The organism is Lacticaseibacillus jixiensis (assembly GCF_042847315.1).
Lineage (GTDB): Bacteria > Bacillota > Bacilli > Lactobacillales > Lactobacillaceae > Lacticaseibacillus > Lacticaseibacillus jixiensis.
On the sequence record NZ_BAAFPR010000013.1, the window covers coordinates 27902 to 47468 of the forward strand.

Consider the following 19567-nt stretch of genomic DNA (forward strand, 5'->3'; position numbering starts at 1 on the left):
TGTCAGGTGAGCCTTGCGAACTGTGCAAGGCTCACCTGACACCACGCGCGGCAACTTTTGAGATTTGCAAGGCGAGCCGCAGGCGAGCGCAAAGCTCAAAAGTTAGGCGTAAAACACGCGCACTTTGCGTGGTTGCAGCCGGCCGCACAGCCTGCGCCGACGCTTACCCCACGCACCGAAGCTTCACCGATCCGGGCCCGGCGACGAGTGTGGTTTTCGTCGAGCTGCGCAAAGCAACGCGGCGTGATATAAGCTGTGACGCCGCTTGGGCCAAGTACGCCCAAACGTCATCCCATCTTATATCCACCGCTAAGGGCGCTTTGCTCCGCTCTTGTTTTCGTCGAGCTGCGTGGCGCAACGCGATTGCGTATAAGCCGCGACGCCGCCAAGGCAAAAAGCGCCTTTGCGTCATCCCGTCTTATACACATCGCTAAGTGCGCGCCACTCTGCTCTGGTTTTCGTCGAGCTGCGCAAAGCAACGCGGGTGCAATTAGCTACGCCCCCGCACTCGCGGCAAAGTGCGCCGCAAGCACGAGGGCTAGGCTAATTGACCCGCTAAGCGCGCTTTGCTCCGCTCTTGGGCACAAAAATACCTTCGCAGTGGCAGCTGCGAAGGCTAGGGGAAGGGAAGATCACGTAATAGGTGCCGGGTTGAACAAGCAGATATCATTATAGATCCCGTATTGTTCAGTAAACGGCTTTTCGGTACCGGAAGCGACTTTCAAGATCGTGTCGCAAATTGACTCGCCCATATCTTGGATCGACGTATCGTCGGTCAGGACTGAACCGGTGTTGATATCGATCACATCAGGCCATTGTTCCTTGAGTTCGTTTCTGGTGCAGACTTTCAACACTGGCAAAGCTGCCAGCCCATAAGGCGTGCCGCGGCCGGTGACAAAGACTTGCAAAGTCGCGCCGGAACACATTTGCATCGTGCCGCAAACCAGATCAGATGCCGGCGTTGCGGCAAAGATCATGCCGTGCTTGGTTGGAATACCGCCAGGCGTAAGCACTTCTTTGATTTCCAAAGAGCCGGACTTGGCAATGGAGCCCATGGACTTCTCGACGATCGTGGACAACCCGCCTTTCTTGTTGCCAGGGCTTGGGTTAGCGGAGCGATCGACTTTGCCTTTGGCTAAGTAGTCGTCATACCAAGACACTTGTTTCTTGAACGTTTCGCAAGTTTCCGGGCTCGTGATGCGATTGGCAATGAAGTTAACGCCATCGCGCACTTCAGAAACTTCAGAAAACATCACTGTGGCACCAGCTTTAACCAGCATATCAGCCGCATAGCCGACACTGGTGTTGCCGCTGACGCCAGAGAAGGCATCAGAGCCGCCGCATTGTAAGCCGATCAGCAGCTTGGACAGCGGCTGTGGGGTACGCTGGCGTTCATTAAGCTTGGCCAGTTTCTTGTCGGCCATGTTAAAAATCGCATCGATCATGCCTTTAAAGCCGTGTTGCGCTTGTAAAATCACCAAGTTCTCAGGCTTGCATTGATCTTGCAACAGCATTTGCGGGGTCAATTTCTCGCAACCTAAGCTGACGCACATGATTTGTCCGCCAAAATTCGGGTGGTGCAGCAAGTTGCGCAAGCCATTGATGGGGATCTCAGCATTTTCGGCGTTGATCGCCACGCCGCAACCATATTGGTGGTTGATGGCGATGACATCGTCAACATTCGGGTATTTGGCCAGCAGTTGGTTCTTGATCTTGACGATCGCGGCGTTAACGATACCAATCACGCATTGCACCGTGGTATGGATTGCCAAGATATTGCGCGTGCCGGAGTATTCAGAGAATTCCGGGTCGTTGGCGTAACCCATGAAATAATCAGTCTTGGGTTTGCGAATGTTATCAGGTTCTTTGAAGTCAGGGTTGGCCCGCAGCGCATCAAGTGCTGGGCTGGCCGGCAATTTCAAGCTGGTTTCATTGATCCAAGAGCCTTTGGGAAAATCATGCAGCGCATAGCCTAATACCACACCGTAGCGGCGGATCGGCTCGCCTTTTTTGACATCTTCCAAGGTGATCTTGTGGGCTTGCGGGATATCTTCTTGCAGTGTTAATCCCGCAATGTTGTCAACATGATCGCCTTTTTTGCCAGGCTCGACTAACACCGCAACGTTATCTTTAGGCGTTAATTGGATGACTTTCATCTTGTCGCCTCCTTGTATTTACATGCACAAGTATACCGCTGTACCACCACCAGAAAAGACGCAATCGACCAAAAGACAGCGCTATCTCCTGCCTTCACAATAGTATATCGAACACCAAAGATTCGTGACAGCTAACTTGTAATGACCGGGAAACGTTGATATATCAGCAACAAAACCGATTACCCAGTTAAGCGTGAACTGTTATAGCGGCAGATAGCACAAAATTGTGAATTGTTACACGTAATAAAGAATTGGCAGAATCCACCGCCGAATTGTGGTTTCTTGGCTCTTAATCTAGGCCAACACCGCAGATATACTGGTCAATGTAGATCAGCGCAAGCGTTTGCAATTATTCTGAGGAGGTCTAGATATGAGTTACCTCGCGTTCATGGGTTTTGCCATGATGATCCTGATTACGGTACTGTTAATGAAGCAGAAGGTCAGTACCATTTTCGCCTTCACGGTGGTCCCAATCGTTTTCGCCGTTTTAGTTGGCGCCAGCGTTGCCCAAATCGGGGGTTACGTTGAAAAAGGGATCCTTAAAACATATGAGATCGCGTTGATGATGATGTTCTCCATGCCATATTTCACCTTGGTGTCAGATGCTGGGATGTTCGATTACATCGTCAAAGCGATTCTCAAGCGGGTCAAGTTGACCGCCCCGATCATCTGCATGTTAACGGTATTGATCGCATCGATTTGCGAACTGGACAGCTCTGTGTTGTCTGTGTTCTTGATCACGATTCCGTTGATGTTGCCTCTATATAAGCGGTTTAATATTGACTTGAAGATCTTACCGTTCTTGTGCTCGGCTTCTGTCATCTTGATGACTTCCAAGCCTTGGGATTCTCGGATGCTGCGGGCCGCTTCTTTGACCAGCACCAAGAATGCTTCAACTGTATTGTTCATGCACATGCTGCCGGTGCAATTGATCGGCATGGTGGCCTTGCTGGCGTTTGCTGCCTTCTTAGGCTGGCGGCAAATGAAGAACAGCGTCGGGGCTGCGGCGATCGACCGTGATGAATTGATCGGCATGATCAAAGACACCGAATTGTCTCGCCCTAAGCTGTTCATTCCCAACCTGTTGCTCACGGCGTTGGTGATCTTTGTCTTGGTTGCTTTCTCTGCCATTCCGCAGTATTTCGTCTTTGCCGTCGGGTTGGTTTTGGCAATGATGATGAATTATCCAGAACAGAAGCTGCAAGGCAAACTCCTGCAGAAGTACTATTCTAAGTTATGGCCAGTCACACCAGCCGTGCTGTTGTCTGGGGTCGTTGTCGGGGTCATGCAATACTCCGGCATGCTCAATGAAATGGTCAAAGTCTTGATGCTGGTCATCCCAGCTGCCATCGGGCCTTGGGTATATTTGATCTTGGCGATGTTGGCAACACCGTTGATGTTCATCTTCACCAACGATACTTGGTTCTATGCCTTGATTCCAATCGTGGCAGCCTTCTCGGCAAAATACGGGGTATCGACTGATGTCGTGATCGTCACGATGTTCATGAACTTTGGTGCCATGGTTTCGCCAGTTGCGCAACCGCAGATCTATGTGGCAACCGACTTGACCGATCGCATGCCTTTGGCGACATATGTGAAGTATTCATTTGGTAAATTGTGGCTGATGAACATTGCTTGGACGATTGTCGGCTTTGCCATCGGGGTATTCCGTTAATGCTATGCAACAAGACGCCGGGAAACCGGCGTTTTTTAGGAGGTAAATTGTGATTCCAACAGTTAAAAGTATGCAGGTGACACCAGTGGCCGGCTATGATTCGATGACGTTGACACTATCCGGGTGCCATGCACCGTATTTCACCCGCAATATTGTGCAGATCACTGATTCGCTAGGTCATGTCGGCATCGGCGAGATCCATGGCGGGGAGTATACCCGTAAGCAGCTTGAATCGTATATCCCTCATGTGGTGGGGCGTTCGATCGGCGATTATCGCGGCGTGGTTAACGACTTGCGTCAATTGAATGTCCAAGCCAAAACCAATTCTGGTGAAGGTATTCAAAGCCTGGATATTTCACAGCTTAAATTCGTCGTGCAGTCTGAAACCGCAGTGGAGTGTGCCTTAATGGATCTGTTAGGGCAGTTCCTTGATTTGCCGATCGCCGCGTTGTTAGGCGATGGCGTGCAGCGGCAGTCGGTTGAATTCTTAGGTTATCTGTTCTACATTGCCGATACCAACAAGGCGCCATTGCCATATTTGCAAGGCGATGATGACAGTGACGCATGGGGGCGTTTGCGCCGCCATGCAGCCTTAACACCTGAAGCAATTGTTGAAGAAGCCCATGCGGCCCAAGCGCGCTATGGCTTTCACAACTTCAAACTCAAAGGCGGCGTGTTGGACCCAGCAGTGGAAATGGATACGGTGCAGGCGCTGCATGAGGCTTTTCCTGAAGCCCACATCAATATCGACCCTAATGGCGCTTGGCGCGAGGCGCAAGCCATTGAATTGGTCAATGCGCATAAAGATGCCATCACCTACATGGAAGACCCATGCGGCCCAGAAGCCGGTTATTCTGGGCGCGAAACGTTGTCTGAATTTCGCATGGCCACCCATGTGCCGGTGGCCACCAACATGATCGCCACCGACTGGCGCCAGTTCCAACACGCTGCTGCGTTGAAGTCTGTGGACATTGTGTTGGCAGATCCGCATTTCTGGGGCTTGAACGGCTCGATTCGCATGGCCCAATTGCTTAACGATTGGGGCATGACTTGGGGCAGTCACTCCAATAATCACTTTGATATCACCTTGGCCACTTATGTGCAAGTGGCTGCTGCCGCCCCTGGGCAAATCACGCCGGTAGATACCCATTACATCTGGCAAGACGGCCAAGGCTTGTTGCAAGATTCGCCAAAGATCCGCGATGGCCAAGTGCCGCTGCCGGATAAGCCAGGGCTGGGCTTTAGCTTGGATCCTGAGCGTTTGGCGGCAGCGCATGCGCTGTATGAAGCAATTGATCCGAAATATTATGACCGCGACGACGCTGCCAGCATGCAATATTTGATCCCCGGTTGGCAATATGATGCCAAGCGCCCGGCGCTGGTTCGCTAACCTAGACACCTTTTAAGCCCACTTCGTGAAACAATGATGTTTCACGGGTGGGCTTTTTGTATGGCTTTTGCATCAATTGGCAGGCTAGTTTGTGAAGAATTGGCGTTGTTCAGTTTGCAATTTGAGACAGTTTAAACGTGCTGTACTCGTTAGTGATTTCACAATCTTCGATGGCACATGAACCATGAAAACGTGATTGTATCGGCTTCCAGATGTTCTTTACACCATAATTGTACAAATTTATGCACGAGGGCTTTACCATCGGTAACGATGGTGTATGATATAAGTGTAGAGAAACTGTACTAGTGATTGCACACTTGGAGGCTCACCATGAAAAAATTATATACATTACTGTTAGTTGCGTTAGGCGCGGTGCTGTTGGCGACATACGGCGTCAATCAAGCCCACGCCATCACTGATGACACGGCCAGCTCCGCCGTGCAGCGGGTAGTGAAAGACGACTACTACACCAATAATGCCAACAGTGCCAATAGCACCGCCACCAAGTCTGTATTGACTGACGCAAACGGGCATACCGCGCGGGTGGCAGAGTTGTTCGTCGGCAATGGCAATGCCGATGTGACCAACGATGTGCATTACACCGTTGACGGCCAGCGCTTAAACATCACCACCAAGCCAGAAGGCGTCAGCGCATATTATGTTGAACTCAGCGACAACGGCGCCACCGTCAAGGTTGTTGAAACCAAAAACGGTGTCACCCGCACCCGTGTTGGTCACGCCAACACCCAAGTCCAAGCCCAAATGGCCCAAAAGACCAACGATTAATCTAGCAGCCGAAAAAAGATCCCCGACATTGTGTCGAGGATCTTTTTTGTCTGCCCCAAAAGCAGTAAAGCGTCATGCGCTCACTGTTGGTGGCGCTGGTTTTGGAAGTGGTAATAATCATCCAGTTGAAAGGCCAGGTATAACACGACAAAATCGCGCAACTCGCGAGGATTGTAGCCGGTGGTGGTGTGAATAAGATTCAAGCGATTCTGGAAGGTGTTCTTGTGAATGAACATTGCTTCGGCGCCATGAATGATACTGCCGTTGTGGGTGACATAAGCATTCAGCACTTCTTTGAATTCAGGCAGTTGATCGGCAGGGATCTTCTTTAAGACTTGATTCAAGAAATCGTTACCGACTTGCTGCGGCAGCTTGGTCAACAGCAATTGATAATCCAATTGCGCATAAGCTTGCACACTGGCTTGTTTGGTAAACAGCTGCCAAGATAAGGCAGCTTCAGCGTCTTGATAACTGCGCCAGTAATCGTTGATGTTTTGGACTTGGCGGCCGACGCCAATGGCTACTGGTTGGCCGCAAGCGGTGGATAATTCACTTTGCAAGTGATCTAACAAGCGGCGCTGTTCAGTGGCAGGCTGATGTTCCAGCATTAAGCAGATTTCAGAGCCAGTGGCCGTATAGAACGTTTGCGGCAGGCTTTGTAAGTATTTGACGATGGTTTCAGCCGCTTCGGTGTAGCTGGCAGAGCGTTTGCCGCCAGCAAGCACTTGGGCAACCACGACTTGGCGCGGCGTATCAGGTTGAACTTCCAACACCGCCATTAAGTAATCGATCAAGGAGCGGTCATGTTCTTTGGCGATCAGCTGGGCGACTAGCGAATTGAAGTTGGCTTGGCGCGTGTAGCGCGTCATTTGACTCCAGTTCTCGCGGATCAAGATTTCCGTCATCTTCTTGATGATGTTGCCCAAAGGCGCGACTGTGTCAGGATCGCCGGTGATGCCGATCACCGCGACAACGGAGTCATTGAACAAAACCGGCAAATTGGTCCCTTTGCGGGCGCCATGGAATTCATCGTCAGAACTGATGATGACCGGCTGGCGGCTTTTGATCACTTGGTAGGCGCCGTCATGGAAGGTGCCGACGCGCTTGGCGTCGGTGCTGGCAATGATCGTTCCTGTCGTATCGAACAAATTGATTTCATGATGAATGATGTCTTTAAGGCTATCAACAATGGCACTAGCGACTTTAGGCTCTAACTGCATAAGGTTTCATCCCTTTCGCCGATAAATATAACACAAAGCCGTGAATGTTACAAAGAACATTTTTCCCGTGAAATGTGTCACGAGTTAAGTGTCGGCGACTATTCAGTTTGTCTAGCACTGAACATATACTAGAACCATGTTGAAACGCTTACAGGAAGCGGAGGGATTCAAATGTCAGTGCCAACCATCACAAGTATGGAAGTCGTGCCGGTAGCCGGTTACGATAGTATGTTATTAAATTTATCAGGTGCTCATGGACCATATTTCACCCGTAACGTCGTCGTTTTGAAAGATTCTGACGGCAACGAAGGCGTCGGCGAAGTGCCAGGTGGTGAAAAAATTACCAAGACCCTGGAAGCCGTCAAAGACTTAGTCGTCGGCCGCAGCCTCGGCGAATACAAGGCGATCGTGCAAGACATCAAGAATCGTTACAAGGATTTCGATGATGGCGGCCGCGGCTTGCAAACCTTCGACTTGCGCACCACGGTGCATGTGATGACCGCAGTGGAAACCCCATTGTTAGACTTATTAGGCCAACACCTGAATGTGCCGGTGGCCGCTTTGCTTGGGGATGGCCAAGTCCGTGACCATGTGAAGTTCTTAGGGTACTTATTCTACGTCGGTGACAAGTCCAAGACTGATCTGCCGTATATCGATGGCGATGATGATTCTGATGAATGGGGCCGCTTGCGGCGTCAACCAGCCACCAAGCCGGAACAAATCGTGGCTTTAGCCAAAGCTGCGCATGCCCGGTACGGTTTTGAAGACTTCAAGCTTAAAGGCGGGGTCTTTGAAGGCAAAGTCGAAATCGAAGCAATCAAAGCCTTGAAGCAGGCCTTTCCTAACGCCCGCATCACCTTGGATCCTAATGGTTCTTGGAGCTTGGATGAAGCCGTTGAGTTGTGCCGCAACATGCAAGGCATCTTGACTTATGTTGAAGATCCTTGCGGGGCAGAAGGGCGCTTCTCCGGCCGTGAAGTGATGGCGGAATTCCATCGTCTCACCGACTTGCCAACTGCCACTAACATGATCGCCACTGATTGGCGGGAAATGAAAGCGGCGCTGCGCTTGGATTCAGTATCCATTCCGTTAGCTGATCCGCATTTTTGGACGATGCAAGGTTCTGTGCGCGTGGCGCAATTGTGCCATGACTTGGATCTGACTTGGGGCGTGCATTCCAACAACCACTTCGACATTTCGTTGGCCATGGTGGCCAACGCCGCCGCGGCTGCTCCAGGTCGCGTCAATGCCGCTGATACCCATTGGATCTGGCAAGACGGTCAAGGCTTGTGCAAGCAGTCGCCACAAATCGTTGGCGGTGAAATCGCAGTGCCGCGTGATGGCCGAGGCTTAGGTATCACCTTGGATCATGACAAGCTGGCTGCAGCGCATCAGTTATATGTTGAGCATGCCCTAGGCGGTCGCGATGATGCCAAGCAAATGCAATATTTGATCCCCGGCTGGAAGTTTGACCCGAAGAAGCCAGCGATGGTTCGCTAATACAAAGGAGCAAGTCATGAGTAAATTTGATTTGAGTCGTATTCATGGGATCTTGGTGCCGATCATCACCCCAGTTGACCAAGACGAAAATATCGATTTGAAGAAGCTGCGCTGGATCACCCGTCACGTGATCGACAACGGGATCGATGGGATCTTGGCGTTTGGTTCTAACAGTGAGTTCTACATGTTCACTGATGATGAAATGATCGAAGCCACCAAGACAATCTTAGATGAAGCCGCAGGTGCCGTACCGGTATACTTTGGTATCGGGCACATCCGCACCAAGCAGGCGGTGGCTTTGGCCAAGCGCGCATCCCAATTGCCGATCGAAGCAATCAGTGTCTTGCAGCCGATGTTTATCCAACCGACTGAAACCGCACTTTATCACCACTTTAAGACCATCGCAGAATCTGTACCTGATACGAAAATGCTCTTATATTCCAACCCTGGGCGTACCGGTTATACCATGAGCGACGATTTGATCGTCAAGTTGGCGCATGATGTGGAAAATATTGTTGGCATCAAGGAATCCAGCGGCAATGTCACCAAGTTGGAAGAATTAGTGCGCCGCACGCAAGACATTGATTTTCAAGCTTTTGCTGGCAAAGACACAATCGTTTTCCCAGGGCTGTGTGTTGGTGCAGTCGGGGCGGTATGCTCAACGGCTAATATGTACACCGAATTGGTTTGCGGCATTTATGACAAATTCCAAGCTGGCGATTACGCCGGCGCTCGCGCCAACCAATTCAAACTCAATCCGATCCGCAACTCCCAAGACGCTGCCAGCTTCCCAGCTGCCACTAAAGACATGGCCAACTTAATGGGCATGGATGTTGGGCCAAGCGTGTTGCCAACAGAAGCCACAACCGGGCCGGTGCTTGAGAAGATGAAGCAAGCCATGCGTGAAGCAGGCTACTTGAAGTAATTCAGTAATCACTAAAGGAGGCGTCGGCAATGCATATCGTCGTGGCGATCGATTCATTCAAAGGCAGCGCGACCAGTCTGCAGGCGGCGCAGTGGGTGGAACAAGGGATCCATAAAGTGGCTCCTCAAGCCAAAGTCTCAAAAATCCCCATCGCCGATGGCGGCGAAGGCACCGTGGCGGCATTGACCGCAGCGCTGCATGGCCGCGTGGTGGCCAAGCGTGTCACCGGGCCGCTTGGTGAACAAGTGGACGCAGAGTTTGGCATGTTAAACGAAACCACCGCAGTTGTGGAAATGGCGCAAGCTTCCGGGTTAAACCTTACCAGCCAAGCGCCGCAACAAGCCATGCGGGCTTCCACTTATGGCGTTGGCGAGTTGATCGAAGCGGCGATTGACGAAGGCGCCACCACAATTTATTTAGGCTTAGGCGGTTCTGCCAGCACCGATGGCGGCGTGGGCATGGCCAAAGCCTTAGGCGTGCGCTTTGATACCGCAGCCGGTGAGCCGATTTCGTGTGGCGCATGCGGGTTGGCCCAACTGGCTAAAATCGATGTCCAAGACCTTGATCCGCGGATCCAACAAGTGCGCATTAAGATCTTGTCGGATGTCACCAACCCACTCACCGGCCCGGCTGGTGCCGCTGCAGTATACGGCCCGCAAAAAGGCCTCACCCAAGCGCAAGTGCCGCAAGTTGACAAGTGGCTGGCCCATTACGCCAAGCTGGTGGCATCAACTGTCGGCCAAGACATCGGCGCGTTACCTGGTGCCGGCGCGGCTGGCGGTTTAGGTACCGGGCTGTTGGCTTTTACCAACGCAAAGGTTTATCGTGGCATTGATGAGATCTTGCACTTGGTGCAGTTGGATGCCCAGTTAACAGATTGTGATCTGGTGATCACCGGCGAAGGCAGTATGGATGCCCAATCGCTTAACGGCAAAGCCCCGATCGGTATTGCCAAAGCGGCCAAAGCCCATGGCGTGCCGGTGGTGGCACTAGTCGGCGCCAGAGCGGCAGAACTTGATGCGGTATATGATGCCGGCATCGATGCCGTATGGGCAATTGGGCTGGGGCCAACGAGTTTGGCGGAAGCCTTGAAGCAGGTGCAATGTAATTTAACGATCGCAGGCGAAACTGTGATCCGTGCATTTTTAATGAAAAGGAGCAAATAATTATGGCTGATTATAAAGTAGGTTTTGTAGGTTTAGGGATCATGGGCAAGCCCATGGCCAAGAATGTGTTGAAGGCGGGCTACGACGTGGTGGCTTTCGACTTTAACCAAGACGCGGTGGACGAAGTCGTTAAAGCCGGCGCCACTGCCGGCACCAGCGGCAAAGACGTGGCAGAAAAGACTCAAGTCGTCGTCACGATGCTGCCAAACTCTCCTAATGTTGAAGCCGCATTGTTTGCTGACAACGGCATCGTTTCCGGCTTAAGCAAAGGCAAAGCCGTCATCGATATGTCTTCCATCGCGCCGAAAGCTTCGCAATCCTTTGCCAAGCGCTTAGGCGAAATCGGTGTAGAATTCTTGGATGCGCCAGTTTCCGGCGGCGAACCTAAAGCCATTGACGGCTCCATTGCCATCATGGTTGGCGGCCCGCAAGCCACTTTTGACAAGTACAAGCCATTGCTTGAAACCATGGGCGGCTCGGTCAACTTGGTCGACACCGTGTATGGTGCCGGCAACATCACCAAGTTGGCTAACCAAATGATCGTGGCTATCAACATCGCCGCGATTTCCGAAGCTTATTCTTTGGCCAAGAAGGCTGGCGTCGATCCAGAATCTGTTTATAACGCCATTCACACCGGCCTGGCCGGCTCTGTGGTCATGGACCAAAAGTCCCACAAGATCTTTTCTGGCGACTTCAAGCCAGGCTTCAGAGTTGAATTACACATCAAAGACTTGCAAAACGCCTTGGACACTGCGCATGATATCAACGTTTCCACGCCATTCACCGCTGAAGCCATGGAGATCTTACAATCTTTGAAGACATATGGTCATGAGAAAGAAGACCACAGTGCCATTGCCGAATACTACGAAAACATCAACAACTTGAAGTTGCAGAAGTAAAAAGCATTTAGGTTTCGCACCATTTCACAGCCAAACGCCGGGTCACCGCGATTGATTCAATCGCGGTGACCCGGCGTTTGTTTGCGTTATTCGTTAGGCGCTTGTTCTTCGCGATAATGCGCCATTTTCTCATGGAACGTCTTTTCAGTCATGCCATAGGCGGTGTAGGTAATGGCATTGGCGCCGGCTTGGATCGTGGCTTGGATCTGCTCATCGGTTTTGCCGCCGCTGGCAATAATTGGAAAATGCGGATGCGCAGCGTCGATTTGCGCCCGCGCCCAAGCAACCAGCTCGGCGGTTTGTTTACCGCCGGCGATGTTTAAGGCATTGACGCCGGCTTTGATGTACCGCTCAAGATCAGTGGTTTGATTAACCACGGTATAAAAAATCGGGATGTCGACGATTTTGCGCACGCTGTTTAACGTTTCTAAGCTCGTTGGCGCGTTTAACACCACGGCTTGGGCGCCGTTTTCTTCGGCAAAACGCGCTACTGTCGCCGAGCGCAGGCCTTTGGTCAAACCGCCGCCGACCCCAGCTAAAATCGGGACATTGGCGACGCGGCCGATGGCATCCAGGATGCGGGTGTTCGGCGTCCAAGGGTATACCGCTAAGATCGCATCGGCATCGCAATTGGCGATCACCGCCACATCGGTGGAATAGACAATGGTTTTGATGCGCTTGCCAAACAAGCGGATCCCAGTGGCTTTGCGGATCGCATCAGGGGATTCGACGATGTTGGTGCGCAAAGTCGAAGTAAGATTGGGAATGATCGGTTTTTCGTTCACGGCAAGTCCTCCTTTGACGTGTCGAATATACCATGTGAGCAAGTGAAAGGATAGCGTTTTCTCAATAAAACGGCATATCCATGATTTCTAATAAAAATATTTTGTTATATAATAATCACTGGTTTGGATACGCGCATTGGCGTTGACGTCTAAACCCCAAAGGAGGCGCACGCCTGATGAGTATGTTACGGACTTTGTTCTTTGTGGTGATCGGCATTCTCGGTTATGCCACCGTTAACGCCCAAGTGGTCGCTGGCACCCGCCAGAAACAACAAGTCCGCCATGAACTCAATGAGCGTATGCGCTTGGTGCCGCAAGTGATTTATATTTGCAGCTTGGTGATCAGCTTGCGGGTGTTGGCCATCGGCGCGCCGGCAGCGATCAATGATGTGTTCTTGAGTTTGCAATTGTTGATCTTAGTCACCGCCAATTTATTGATCGATTCCACCTGGGCCTTCTTGGTGATTCAAATTTGCGGCTTGGCGGTGTTTGCCACGGATCCGGAGTTCTCAGGCGGCGCTTTGGCGATGGATGTGCTGGCGTGTTTGGTGGTGTATGGTGCGCGCTGGCTGCCGCAAGGGCGCTTTCATCAAGCGTATCGCTTCTTCATCCCGTTTGTGGCTGCGGCAATGTTTTGGGGCACGATATATTTGCGCCGCGGCGCAAATGCTAAGCCAGGCGAGATTTTGGTCTGTTACATTGCGTTTGTGTGGGGGTATTTGGCCTTGCTGGATTTCGACCATTATCACCAAAAAGACCAGCGCGTGGTGGCCCGCTTAACGCGCGAAGTCCAATACGACGCGTTGACGCAGGTGCGCAATTGGGCGACTTTTCAAACTGATCTCAACGACATGTTTGAACAAAAACCCGCGCCTTTTGCCTTGATCGAAATGGACGTTGACCACTTCAAGGCGATCAACGATCATTATGGTCATTTGATTGGCAACAAGGTGCTGGTGCACTTTGCCAACGCCGTGCAATACCATCTCGGGCGCACCACCGCCCAAGCGCGCTTGTATCGCACTGGCGGCGAAGAATTCGCGGTGATCTTGCCGGATATGACGCCAGAAGCGGCGCAGAATCTGTTATTTACGATTCAAAATGTGGTCAGACAACTGGCGGTACCAACCAGCAAAGGCACGGTGCGCTTGACGAGTTCTTTTGGCATGACTTATTGTCGCGAAGCTGATGCCAACCCGACGGTGCTGTTTCGCCGCGTTGACAGCTATTTATACGCAGCCAAACGTGCCGGACGCGATCGGGTGACCATCGAAGGACATACGGAATAAAATCATCAATAAGCGCTGCTGGCAGCGCTTATTTTAGTGGAAGAAATCCTGCAGATAATGGGCCACGCCGTTATGGTGCACGTCTAAGGTGTGTTCACAAACGGCAGCGGCCACAGTGGGATTGGCATTGCCCATGGCCACGCCATGCGCGACAGTTTCAAGCATTTGCAAATCGTTGTCGCCATCGCCGAATGCAATCGTGTGCGTCAAGGGGATGTGCATGGTTTGGCAAACTTGCTTGATGGCGAAGGCTTTGTTGATGCCTCGGGCGGTGATTTCAATGTTGTCATGGTTGGAAGACGACACGTCAACATCAGCCAGTGCGGCCATGGCCGCTTTGGCCGCGTCTCGGCGGGTGTCATCGGCACAAAAGGCAAAGCCGTTGGTGATTTGGGTTTCAAATTGCAACAACGCGTCTGCGGAATGGACGACATGATTGTATTTGGCGTCTTCGCCGGCGATGCGGTTGCGTGCGTCCCAAGAAACATTGGCATCAGGATCGTCTAAGAAGATCACCCCGGTTTTGGTGAAGAAATGGGTGCGCACATCATAGCGCTTGGCGATGGCATAAATACCGCTTAAGGCTTGTGAGGTTAAGTGAATGTTGTGGACGGTGGGGCCGATTTTGGTGACTGAGCCGTTAGAACAGATGATGTTTAAATTGTCGCCGATGCGCTTGGCCATGACTGAAGCGGAAAACAGCGGCCGGCCTGAGGCGATGAAGAATTGATGGCCGGCTTGTTGATATTTGGCGATGGCGGCAACAGTTTCGGCAGTGGGAATTTGGGTGCGGTCGACTAAGGTGCCGTCGATGTCCATGAAGATTGCATAAGGTTGCATGAGGGATCCTTTCTGAACGGTTGATACTTTTAGTGTAAGCATTTTCCGATGCCGCAACAAGCCAAATTTTCCCCGCGGTGAAAGTGTGAGGCGTATAATAGAATTAATCTAATTCTTAATCAAAAGAGGTATTGGCATGGGAGAATCAACTCGTTTACTTAGCAGTTTCACACCAGCACATTACACGGTGGCTTTGGCGATCGATCGCAAGGCCAAAACCATTACTGGCCACACCACGGTATCAGGCATTGCCGCTGCGGCGCAAATGGCCTTAAACCAGAAATATCTCAAGGTCAGCGCCGTTAGTGCAAACGGTGCTGCGGTGCCTTATACCGTTGATGATGCCACAGAGCGCATCGACATCACCTTGCCTAAAGCCGGTGACGTCACCTTGGCAGTCGACTACACCGCGCCGTTAACCGATTCAATGATGGGCATTTACCCGTCATATTATCAAGTCGATGGCGTGCGCAAGCAGATCATCGGCACCCAATTTGAAACCACTGCAGCACGCCAGGCGTTTCCAAGCATTGATGAACCTGCTGCCAAGGCGACATTTGACTTGGCGGTGAAGTTTGACGAACAACCAGGCGAAACCATTATCGCCAACATGCCCCAAACCAAAGTTGTTGACGGCTATCACCATTTTGCCACCACCGTTAAAATGGCCACGTATCTGGTGGCGTTTGCTTTTGGCGATTTGCAAAGCAAGCTGACGCACACCAAGTCCGGCGTGGAAATCGGCGTGTTTGCCACCAAAGCGCATGCCGCCAAGGAATTGGATTTTGCCTTGGACATTGCCAAGCGGTCCATTGAATTCTACGAAGACTTCTACCAAACCCCTTATCCGCTGCCGCATTCTTATCAATTGGCGCTGCCAGATTTCTCAGCCGGCGCCATGGAAAACTGGGGCTTGGTCACATACCGCGAAGCGTATTTGACCATCGATCCAGCACATACCAGCTTGGAAATGCAGCAACGCGTGGCAACGGTGGTGGCCCATGAACTGGCGCATCAGTGGTTTGGTGATTTGGTGACCATGCAGTGGTGGGATGATTTATGGTTGAATGAATCCTTTGCCAACATGATGGAATACGTCGCCGTAGATGCCTTAATGCCGCAATGGCACATTTGGGAAACCTTCCAAACCGATGAAGCCATTGCCGCATTGACCCGCGATGCCACCGATGGCGTGCAAGCGGTGCATGTCCAAGTTGAAGATCCGGCAGAAATCGATGCCTTGTTTGATTCGGCAATCGTGTATGCCAAAGGCTCGCGGATGTTAGTCATGGTGCGCGCTTTGTTAGGCGATGACGCCTTGCGCGCTGGGTTGAAGCAGTATTTTGCCAAGCATCAATACGCCAATGCCACTGGTGCTGACTTGTGGGCTGCGTTAGGGGCAGCTTCCGGCATCGATGTCGGGGCGGTGATGAATTCTTGGCTGGAACAACCAGGCTACCCAACCGTTAATGCTGCCGTCGTTGATGGCCATTTGCAATTGCACCAAGAACAATTCTTCATCGGCCAAGGCCAAGATCGCGGCCGCTTGTGGCAGATCCCGTTAAAAGCCAACTTCAACGCCCCGCAATTAATGAAAGACGCCACGCTTGATCTCGGCGACTATGCACAATTGCGCAGCCAAGCAGGCCATGCCTTGCGCTTAAATGATGGCAACGAGTCGCATTTTATCGTGCATTATGATCAAACCTTGCTTAACGACATCATGCAAGAAGTGACCCAACTGGATGCGATCACCCAAATGCAATTGATCCAAGATCAGCGCTTGCTGGCGGAAGGTCAGGTGCTGGGGTATGCCGAAGTCGTGGCGATGCTGCCAAACTTTGCTGACAGTCACTCTCAAATCGTGCAAGCGGCGTTATACACCTTAGCCAACAGCTTAAAGAAGTTCACCGCCCCGCACAGCGCAGAGAATGCGGCATTGCGCAAGTTGTTTGCCAAGCTCAGCGAATCTGCCTTAAAACGCTTAGGCTGGACGCCGAAAGATTCAGATACGTTTGCCGACACGTTGGCGCGGCCTTATGTGTTAAATGCCGCGTTATACGCCAAGACGCCTAATGCATTGTTGGCGGCGCATGAACAATTTGAAGCCCATGCAACACAGCCGCAAGCTTTGCCGGCAGATACACGCGTGTATATCTTGCGCAACGAATTGGCCAATTTCAACACCGCCGAGAAATTCACGCAGTTGTTAGACGCTTATCGCACCAGTGCCGACGCCAATTACAAGCGCGACTTGTGCGCGGCGTTGACCCAAACGCCAGACTTGGCGCAATTAAAGATCGTTGTGGCCGCCTTTGAAGATGCCGATACGATCAAGCCGCAAGATTTGCGCGCCTGGTTTGCCGGCGTCTTAGCCAATCCGGAAGGTCAACAATTGGCTTGGGACTGGCTGCGCACGCGCTGGAGCTGGCTGGAAGCCACAGTTGGCGGCGATATGGAGTTCCCGACTTACATCACTGTGACCTCACGCGTATTTGAAACGCCTGGGCGCTTGGCTGAATTCATCGCCTTCTTCAAACCGCTGCAACAAAATCCTGGCTTGAGTCGTGAAATCGCCATGGACACCACAGTGATCCAAAGCCGCGTGGACTTAGTTAAAGCTGAAGCTGATGCGGTCAACGCCGCAGTGGCTAAAGTCATCGCCTAATCGGGCTTGCGGCTGAGCGCTTATCCGTTTGCTGACTGAGGCGCTGATTGCCTTAACTTGGTATGCTTAAGTTATCAAATCAAGTGGGGTGAAAATGATGCGTTTACGCAAATCACAAGCTGATCGCGTGTTCACAGGGGTATGTGGCGGTTTAGCCGAAAGCTTAGGAATCAGTTCGATTTGGGTGCGGCTGTTGTTTGTTTTTGGCGGCGGCGTCTTGATCTGGGTTTACTTGGCCTTGGCTGTATTGATGCAAGATTAACGAATTCATTGTGCCTGACTGTGGTCGGGCACTTTTTAGTTGCATCAGCGGCGATGAGGTGAGACACTGACGAAAAGTAACCTAATCAAGGAGGATCTATGATGACAGAAATCACTTTGACCCCGGCGTTTGTGGCGCTGATGAAAGCCAAAAAGTTAGCTCAGCGCACGCTGTTGCTGATCGCCGATGATGGCGGCGGCAAATATTCGTTGCAAGGCGGCGCTTGCACCATTGGCTCGCGTTTCACCTTGATCGCCTTGGATGCACCTGATCCAGAATATCCGGTGCACTTAACCAATGCGGCAGGCCTTTCGCTTTACAGCTCTGAATATGATCTGTTGTTCTTGGAACAAGGCTTGGTGTTGGATTTTGTTGATCATCAGATCCGCTTGAAGGACAACGCCCACAGCTTCGATGATGGCCTGCGAATCGCAGAAGGCAAGGACGTCTTGGCGGCTTTTGGCAAAGGGTTAACGGTCGCTGGGGTGAGCTGCTAAGCAATAATGAGGATATACTGAGACAATCATGATAAGTGTATAATAAAGCTATCTTGTTGTAGAAAGGCTTACTTATGCAAATCCTCAATCCTGATTTATCCGTTAGCCAAGGCCCTGATCGCATGTTGTCAAAGCGCCACTTAAGCATTGTGCGCTTGGTGTTGCCTAAAGGCTTTACCATCAAGCGCCACCGTTCATTAATGACGGTGACTGTTGTCGCCATTAAAGGCGCCATTGTCTTTCATACCGATGATGAAGCCACCACGCTGGTGCCAGGCCAAGCGGTGGTGATGGCGCCTGGTGAATTCCACTGGCTGGAAGCACCAGCTGAAGCCGGCGAAGTGATGGTCGTACATGGCGTGTTAGCTGAATAATCATTGAGATCCGCGCCAGCAACTTGGCGGGGATTTTTTGTGCGCCAAAGGTTGACACATCTGCTACCTAGTAATATGATGTACCAGTACCTAGTGATAACGAATAAAGAGGTGGCAGCATGCAAGACTTAACTGAATTACTTAAAGGCGTGCTGGAAGGCGTGGTGTTGCAGCGCATCGCCCAAGGGGAAACTTATGGCTATGAGATCACGCAATACTTGATCGACTTGGGCTTTGAAGACATTGTCGAAGGCACGGTGTACACGGTGTTGTTGCGCTTGGAGCGCAAGCAATTGTTAGCTGTGGTCAGGCGCAAGTCGCAAGTCGGCCCGCCGCGCAAATTCTACAGCTTAAATGCGCAAGGACAGGCGTATTTGGCAACATTTTGGCAGAAGTGGGACTTCTTGGCGCAACGGATGCAAGAATTGGAGGCGCAACGACATGAAACTTTGGGATAAACTCACTGGCGCAGACATGGATCGGCAAATGGCGGCATATACGCAAACTATCGCCACCTTGCCGAAAGATTATCAAGCCGCTTGGCAAACCATCACCCAAACCTTGTGGGGCGGCGGCGATTATCGCCAAGGCGCGGCGAGTTTTACCGGGCGCAATGTGATGCCGGTGTTGGCCGGCATTGTGCAATTGTTTAGCGAAACTGCCGCATTAGGTGAGCCGGTGGCTGTGGTGTTAGGCGAAGACGCGGCTGATTTTGCCGCGGCTGCCGCGCAGGCCAGCGGCGTCAAGGTCTTACAAGACAAGTGGCGCCAACAGCTCAATGCTGATGTGCACAAGCAATTAGGGAGGTAAGACTGTGACGATCCTAGACGATAAACGACAATGGCGGGCGCATCAAGCCCGCGTCAAAGCGCTGCCGCATGATTATCAAGTGGTGTATCAGGCAATTTCACGGTATTGGTTTAAAGTTGCCATTGCGCCGACGTATTTGCCCAACGCGCAGGCTTTGGTAGCGCTGCTGGCGTTGTTTGAAGACGCCGCGGCGCAACATCAAGATGTCTTGGCGGTAGTCGGGGATGATGTGGCCGCGTTTGCTGACGAATTTGCGCAAGCGGCTCAAGCAAAAGTTTGACGAATTTCTTGCACGGCGCTAGGCTTGAAGTGGGTCAAAAGCCGG

At 51.7% G+C, this 19567-nt stretch carries 19 protein-coding genes; 15 read left to right on the forward strand and 4 right to left on the reverse strand.

Annotation, left to right across the window (positions count from 1 at the left end; translation table 11 throughout):
* Positions 1–632: 632 nt before the first annotated feature.
* Positions 633–2156 (reverse strand): UxaA family hydrolase, encoded by a 1524-nt coding sequence (locus tag ACGG90_RS09470; protein WP_390408776.1) that lies wholly within the window; start codon positions 2154–2156, stop codon positions 633–635.
* A gap of 370 nt (positions 2157–2526) precedes the next feature.
* Here ACGG90_RS09470 and ACGG90_RS09475 point away from each other — a divergent pair, with 370 nt between their 5' ends.
* From ACGG90_RS09475 to ACGG90_RS09485, 3 genes are all read left to right on the forward strand, one after another.
* Positions 2527–3831 carry an SLC13 family permease gene (locus ACGG90_RS09475; protein WP_390408779.1) on the forward strand — a complete coding sequence of 435 codons (1305 nt, stop codon included), beginning with the start codon at positions 2527–2529 and terminating at the stop codon, positions 3829–3831.
* Between the two features lie 46 nt (positions 3832–3877).
* The gene (locus ACGG90_RS09480; protein WP_390408881.1) at positions 3878–5221 is read left to right on the forward strand and encodes an enolase C-terminal domain-like protein; all 1344 of its coding nucleotides are present in this window, start codon (positions 3878–3880) and stop codon (positions 5219–5221) included.
* A 330-nt stretch (positions 5222–5551) separates the two neighbouring features.
* The gene (locus tag ACGG90_RS09485; RefSeq protein WP_390408782.1) at positions 5552–6007 is read left to right on the forward strand and encodes a hypothetical protein; all 456 of its coding nucleotides are present in this window, start codon (positions 5552–5554) and stop codon (positions 6005–6007) included.
* A gap of 80 nt (positions 6008–6087) precedes the next feature.
* On the opposite strand, the gene ACGG90_RS09490 is transcribed toward ACGG90_RS09485, so the two are convergent.
* On the reverse strand, positions 6088–7227 hold the full coding sequence (locus tag ACGG90_RS09490) for a CdaR family transcriptional regulator (protein ID WP_390408785.1): 1140 nt from the start codon (positions 7225–7227) through the stop codon (positions 6088–6090).
* Positions 7228–7398: 171 nt separating this feature from the next.
* On the opposite strand from ACGG90_RS09490, the gene ACGG90_RS09495 reads away from it, so the two are divergent.
* From ACGG90_RS09495 to garR, 4 genes are read left to right on the forward strand one after another with little or no spacing between them, the layout of a single operon-like run.
* A complete protein-coding gene (locus ACGG90_RS09495; RefSeq protein ID WP_390408788.1) occupies positions 7399–8727 on the forward strand; it encodes an enolase C-terminal domain-like protein in 1329 nt (442 codons plus the stop codon).
* A 16-nt stretch (positions 8728–8743) separates the two neighbouring features.
* Positions 8744–9652, forward strand: a complete 909-nt coding sequence (locus ACGG90_RS09500; protein WP_390408791.1) for a dihydrodipicolinate synthase family protein — start codon at positions 8744–8746, stop codon at positions 9650–9652.
* A 29-nt stretch (positions 9653–9681) separates the two neighbouring features.
* Positions 9682–10818 carry a glycerate kinase gene (locus ACGG90_RS09505; protein WP_390408794.1) on the forward strand — a complete coding sequence of 379 codons (1137 nt, stop codon included), beginning with the start codon at positions 9682–9684 and terminating at the stop codon, positions 10816–10818.
* Between the two features lie 2 nt (positions 10819–10820).
* Positions 10821–11717, forward strand: coding sequence for a 2-hydroxy-3-oxopropionate reductase (gene garR / locus ACGG90_RS09510; protein ID WP_390408797.1), 897 nt, complete (start codon positions 10821–10823; stop codon positions 11715–11717).
* Between the two features lie 86 nt (positions 11718–11803).
* On the opposite strand, the gene ACGG90_RS09515 is transcribed toward garR, so the two are convergent.
* Positions 11804–12502 (reverse strand): hydrolase, encoded by a 699-nt coding sequence (locus ACGG90_RS09515; protein ID WP_390408799.1) that lies wholly within the window; start codon positions 12500–12502, stop codon positions 11804–11806.
* A gap of 176 nt (positions 12503–12678) precedes the next feature.
* Between ACGG90_RS09515 and ACGG90_RS09520 the strand changes: the two genes are divergently transcribed.
* Positions 12679–13791: a GGDEF domain-containing protein gene (locus ACGG90_RS09520; protein WP_390408802.1), complete on the forward strand. Its 1113-nt coding sequence runs from the start codon at positions 12679–12681 to the stop codon at positions 13789–13791.
* Between the two features lie 33 nt (positions 13792–13824).
* On the opposite strand, the gene ACGG90_RS09525 is transcribed toward ACGG90_RS09520, so the two are convergent.
* Positions 13825–14631, reverse strand: a complete 807-nt coding sequence (locus ACGG90_RS09525) for an HAD family hydrolase (protein ID WP_390408805.1) — start codon at positions 14629–14631, stop codon at positions 13825–13827.
* A 136-nt stretch (positions 14632–14767) separates the two neighbouring features.
* On the opposite strand from ACGG90_RS09525, the gene ACGG90_RS09530 reads away from it, so the two are divergent.
* The 7 genes from ACGG90_RS09530 to ACGG90_RS09560 all read left to right on the forward strand — a co-directional run bounded on the left by ACGG90_RS09530 (position 14768) and on the right by ACGG90_RS09560 (position 19522).
* Positions 14768–17299 (forward strand): M1 family metallopeptidase, encoded by a 2532-nt coding sequence (locus tag ACGG90_RS09530; RefSeq protein ID WP_390408808.1) that lies wholly within the window; start codon positions 14768–14770, stop codon positions 17297–17299.
* A 97-nt stretch (positions 17300–17396) separates the two neighbouring features.
* Entirely contained in the window at positions 17397–17561 is a 165-nt protein-coding gene (locus ACGG90_RS09535; RefSeq protein ID WP_390408811.1) for a PspC domain-containing protein, read from the forward strand.
* Positions 17562–17662: 101 nt separating this feature from the next.
* Positions 17663–18058, forward strand: coding sequence for an iron-sulfur cluster biosynthesis family protein (locus tag ACGG90_RS09540; protein ID WP_390408815.1), 396 nt, complete (start codon positions 17663–17665; stop codon positions 18056–18058).
* Positions 18059–18132: 74 nt separating this feature from the next.
* Complete coding sequence (locus tag ACGG90_RS09545; RefSeq protein ID WP_390408817.1) at positions 18133–18432, forward strand: cupin domain-containing protein; 300 nt, start codon at positions 18133–18135, stop codon at positions 18430–18432.
* A 119-nt stretch (positions 18433–18551) separates the two neighbouring features.
* Positions 18552–18890 carry a PadR family transcriptional regulator gene (locus ACGG90_RS09550; RefSeq protein ID WP_390408820.1) on the forward strand — a complete coding sequence of 113 codons (339 nt, stop codon included), beginning with the start codon at positions 18552–18554 and terminating at the stop codon, positions 18888–18890.
* Positions 18874–19242 carry a DUF1048 domain-containing protein gene (locus tag ACGG90_RS09555; protein ID WP_390408823.1) on the forward strand — a complete coding sequence of 123 codons (369 nt, stop codon included), beginning with the start codon at positions 18874–18876 and terminating at the stop codon, positions 19240–19242. Before ACGG90_RS09550 ends, ACGG90_RS09555 begins: the two co-directional genes overlap by 17 nt.
* A gap of 4 nt (positions 19243–19246) precedes the next feature.
* Entirely contained in the window at positions 19247–19522 is a 276-nt protein-coding gene (locus tag ACGG90_RS09560; protein WP_390408826.1) for a DUF1048 domain-containing protein, read from the forward strand.
* Positions 19523–19567 lie beyond the last annotated feature (45 nt).

Excerpts from the sequence above, each read along its gene's own strand:
- ACGG90_RS09470 (WP_390408776.1), bottom strand. The coding sequence starts at position 2,156 with ATGAAAGTCATCCAATTAACGCCTAAAGATAACGTTGCGGTGTTAGTC.
- ACGG90_RS09475 (WP_390408779.1), top strand. The coding sequence starts at position 2,527 with ATGAGTTACCTCGCGTTCATGGGTTTTGCCATGATGATCCTGATTACG.
- ACGG90_RS09485 (WP_390408782.1), top strand. The coding sequence starts at position 5,552 with ATGAAAAAATTATATACATTACTGTTAGTTGCGTTAGGCGCGGTGCTG.
- ACGG90_RS09490 (WP_390408785.1), bottom strand. The coding sequence starts at position 7,227 with ATGCAGTTAGAGCCTAAAGTCGCTAGTGCCATTGTTGATAGCCTTAAA.
- ACGG90_RS09495 (WP_390408788.1), top strand. The coding sequence starts at position 7,399 with ATGTCAGTGCCAACCATCACAAGTATGGAAGTCGTGCCGGTAGCCGGT.
- ACGG90_RS09500 (WP_390408791.1), top strand. The coding sequence starts at position 8,744 with ATGAGTAAATTTGATTTGAGTCGTATTCATGGGATCTTGGTGCCGATC.
- ACGG90_RS09505 (WP_390408794.1), top strand. The coding sequence starts at position 9,682 with ATGCATATCGTCGTGGCGATCGATTCATTCAAAGGCAGCGCGACCAGT.
- garR (WP_390408797.1), top strand. The coding sequence starts at position 10,821 with ATGGCTGATTATAAAGTAGGTTTTGTAGGTTTAGGGATCATGGGCAAG.
- ACGG90_RS09520 (WP_390408802.1), top strand. The coding sequence starts at position 12,679 with ATGAGTATGTTACGGACTTTGTTCTTTGTGGTGATCGGCATTCTCGGT.
- ACGG90_RS09525 (WP_390408805.1), bottom strand. The coding sequence starts at position 14,631 with ATGCAACCTTATGCAATCTTCATGGACATCGACGGCACCTTAGTCGAC.
- ACGG90_RS09530 (WP_390408808.1), top strand. The coding sequence starts at position 14,768 with ATGGGAGAATCAACTCGTTTACTTAGCAGTTTCACACCAGCACATTAC.
- ACGG90_RS09535 (WP_390408811.1), top strand. The coding sequence starts at position 17,397 with ATGCGTTTACGCAAATCACAAGCTGATCGCGTGTTCACAGGGGTATGT.
- ACGG90_RS09540 (WP_390408815.1), top strand. The coding sequence starts at position 17,663 with ATGACAGAAATCACTTTGACCCCGGCGTTTGTGGCGCTGATGAAAGCC.
- ACGG90_RS09545 (WP_390408817.1), top strand. The coding sequence starts at position 18,133 with ATGCAAATCCTCAATCCTGATTTATCCGTTAGCCAAGGCCCTGATCGC.
- ACGG90_RS09550 (WP_390408820.1), top strand. The coding sequence starts at position 18,552 with ATGCAAGACTTAACTGAATTACTTAAAGGCGTGCTGGAAGGCGTGGTG.
- ACGG90_RS09555 (WP_390408823.1), top strand. The coding sequence starts at position 18,874 with ATGAAACTTTGGGATAAACTCACTGGCGCAGACATGGATCGGCAAATG.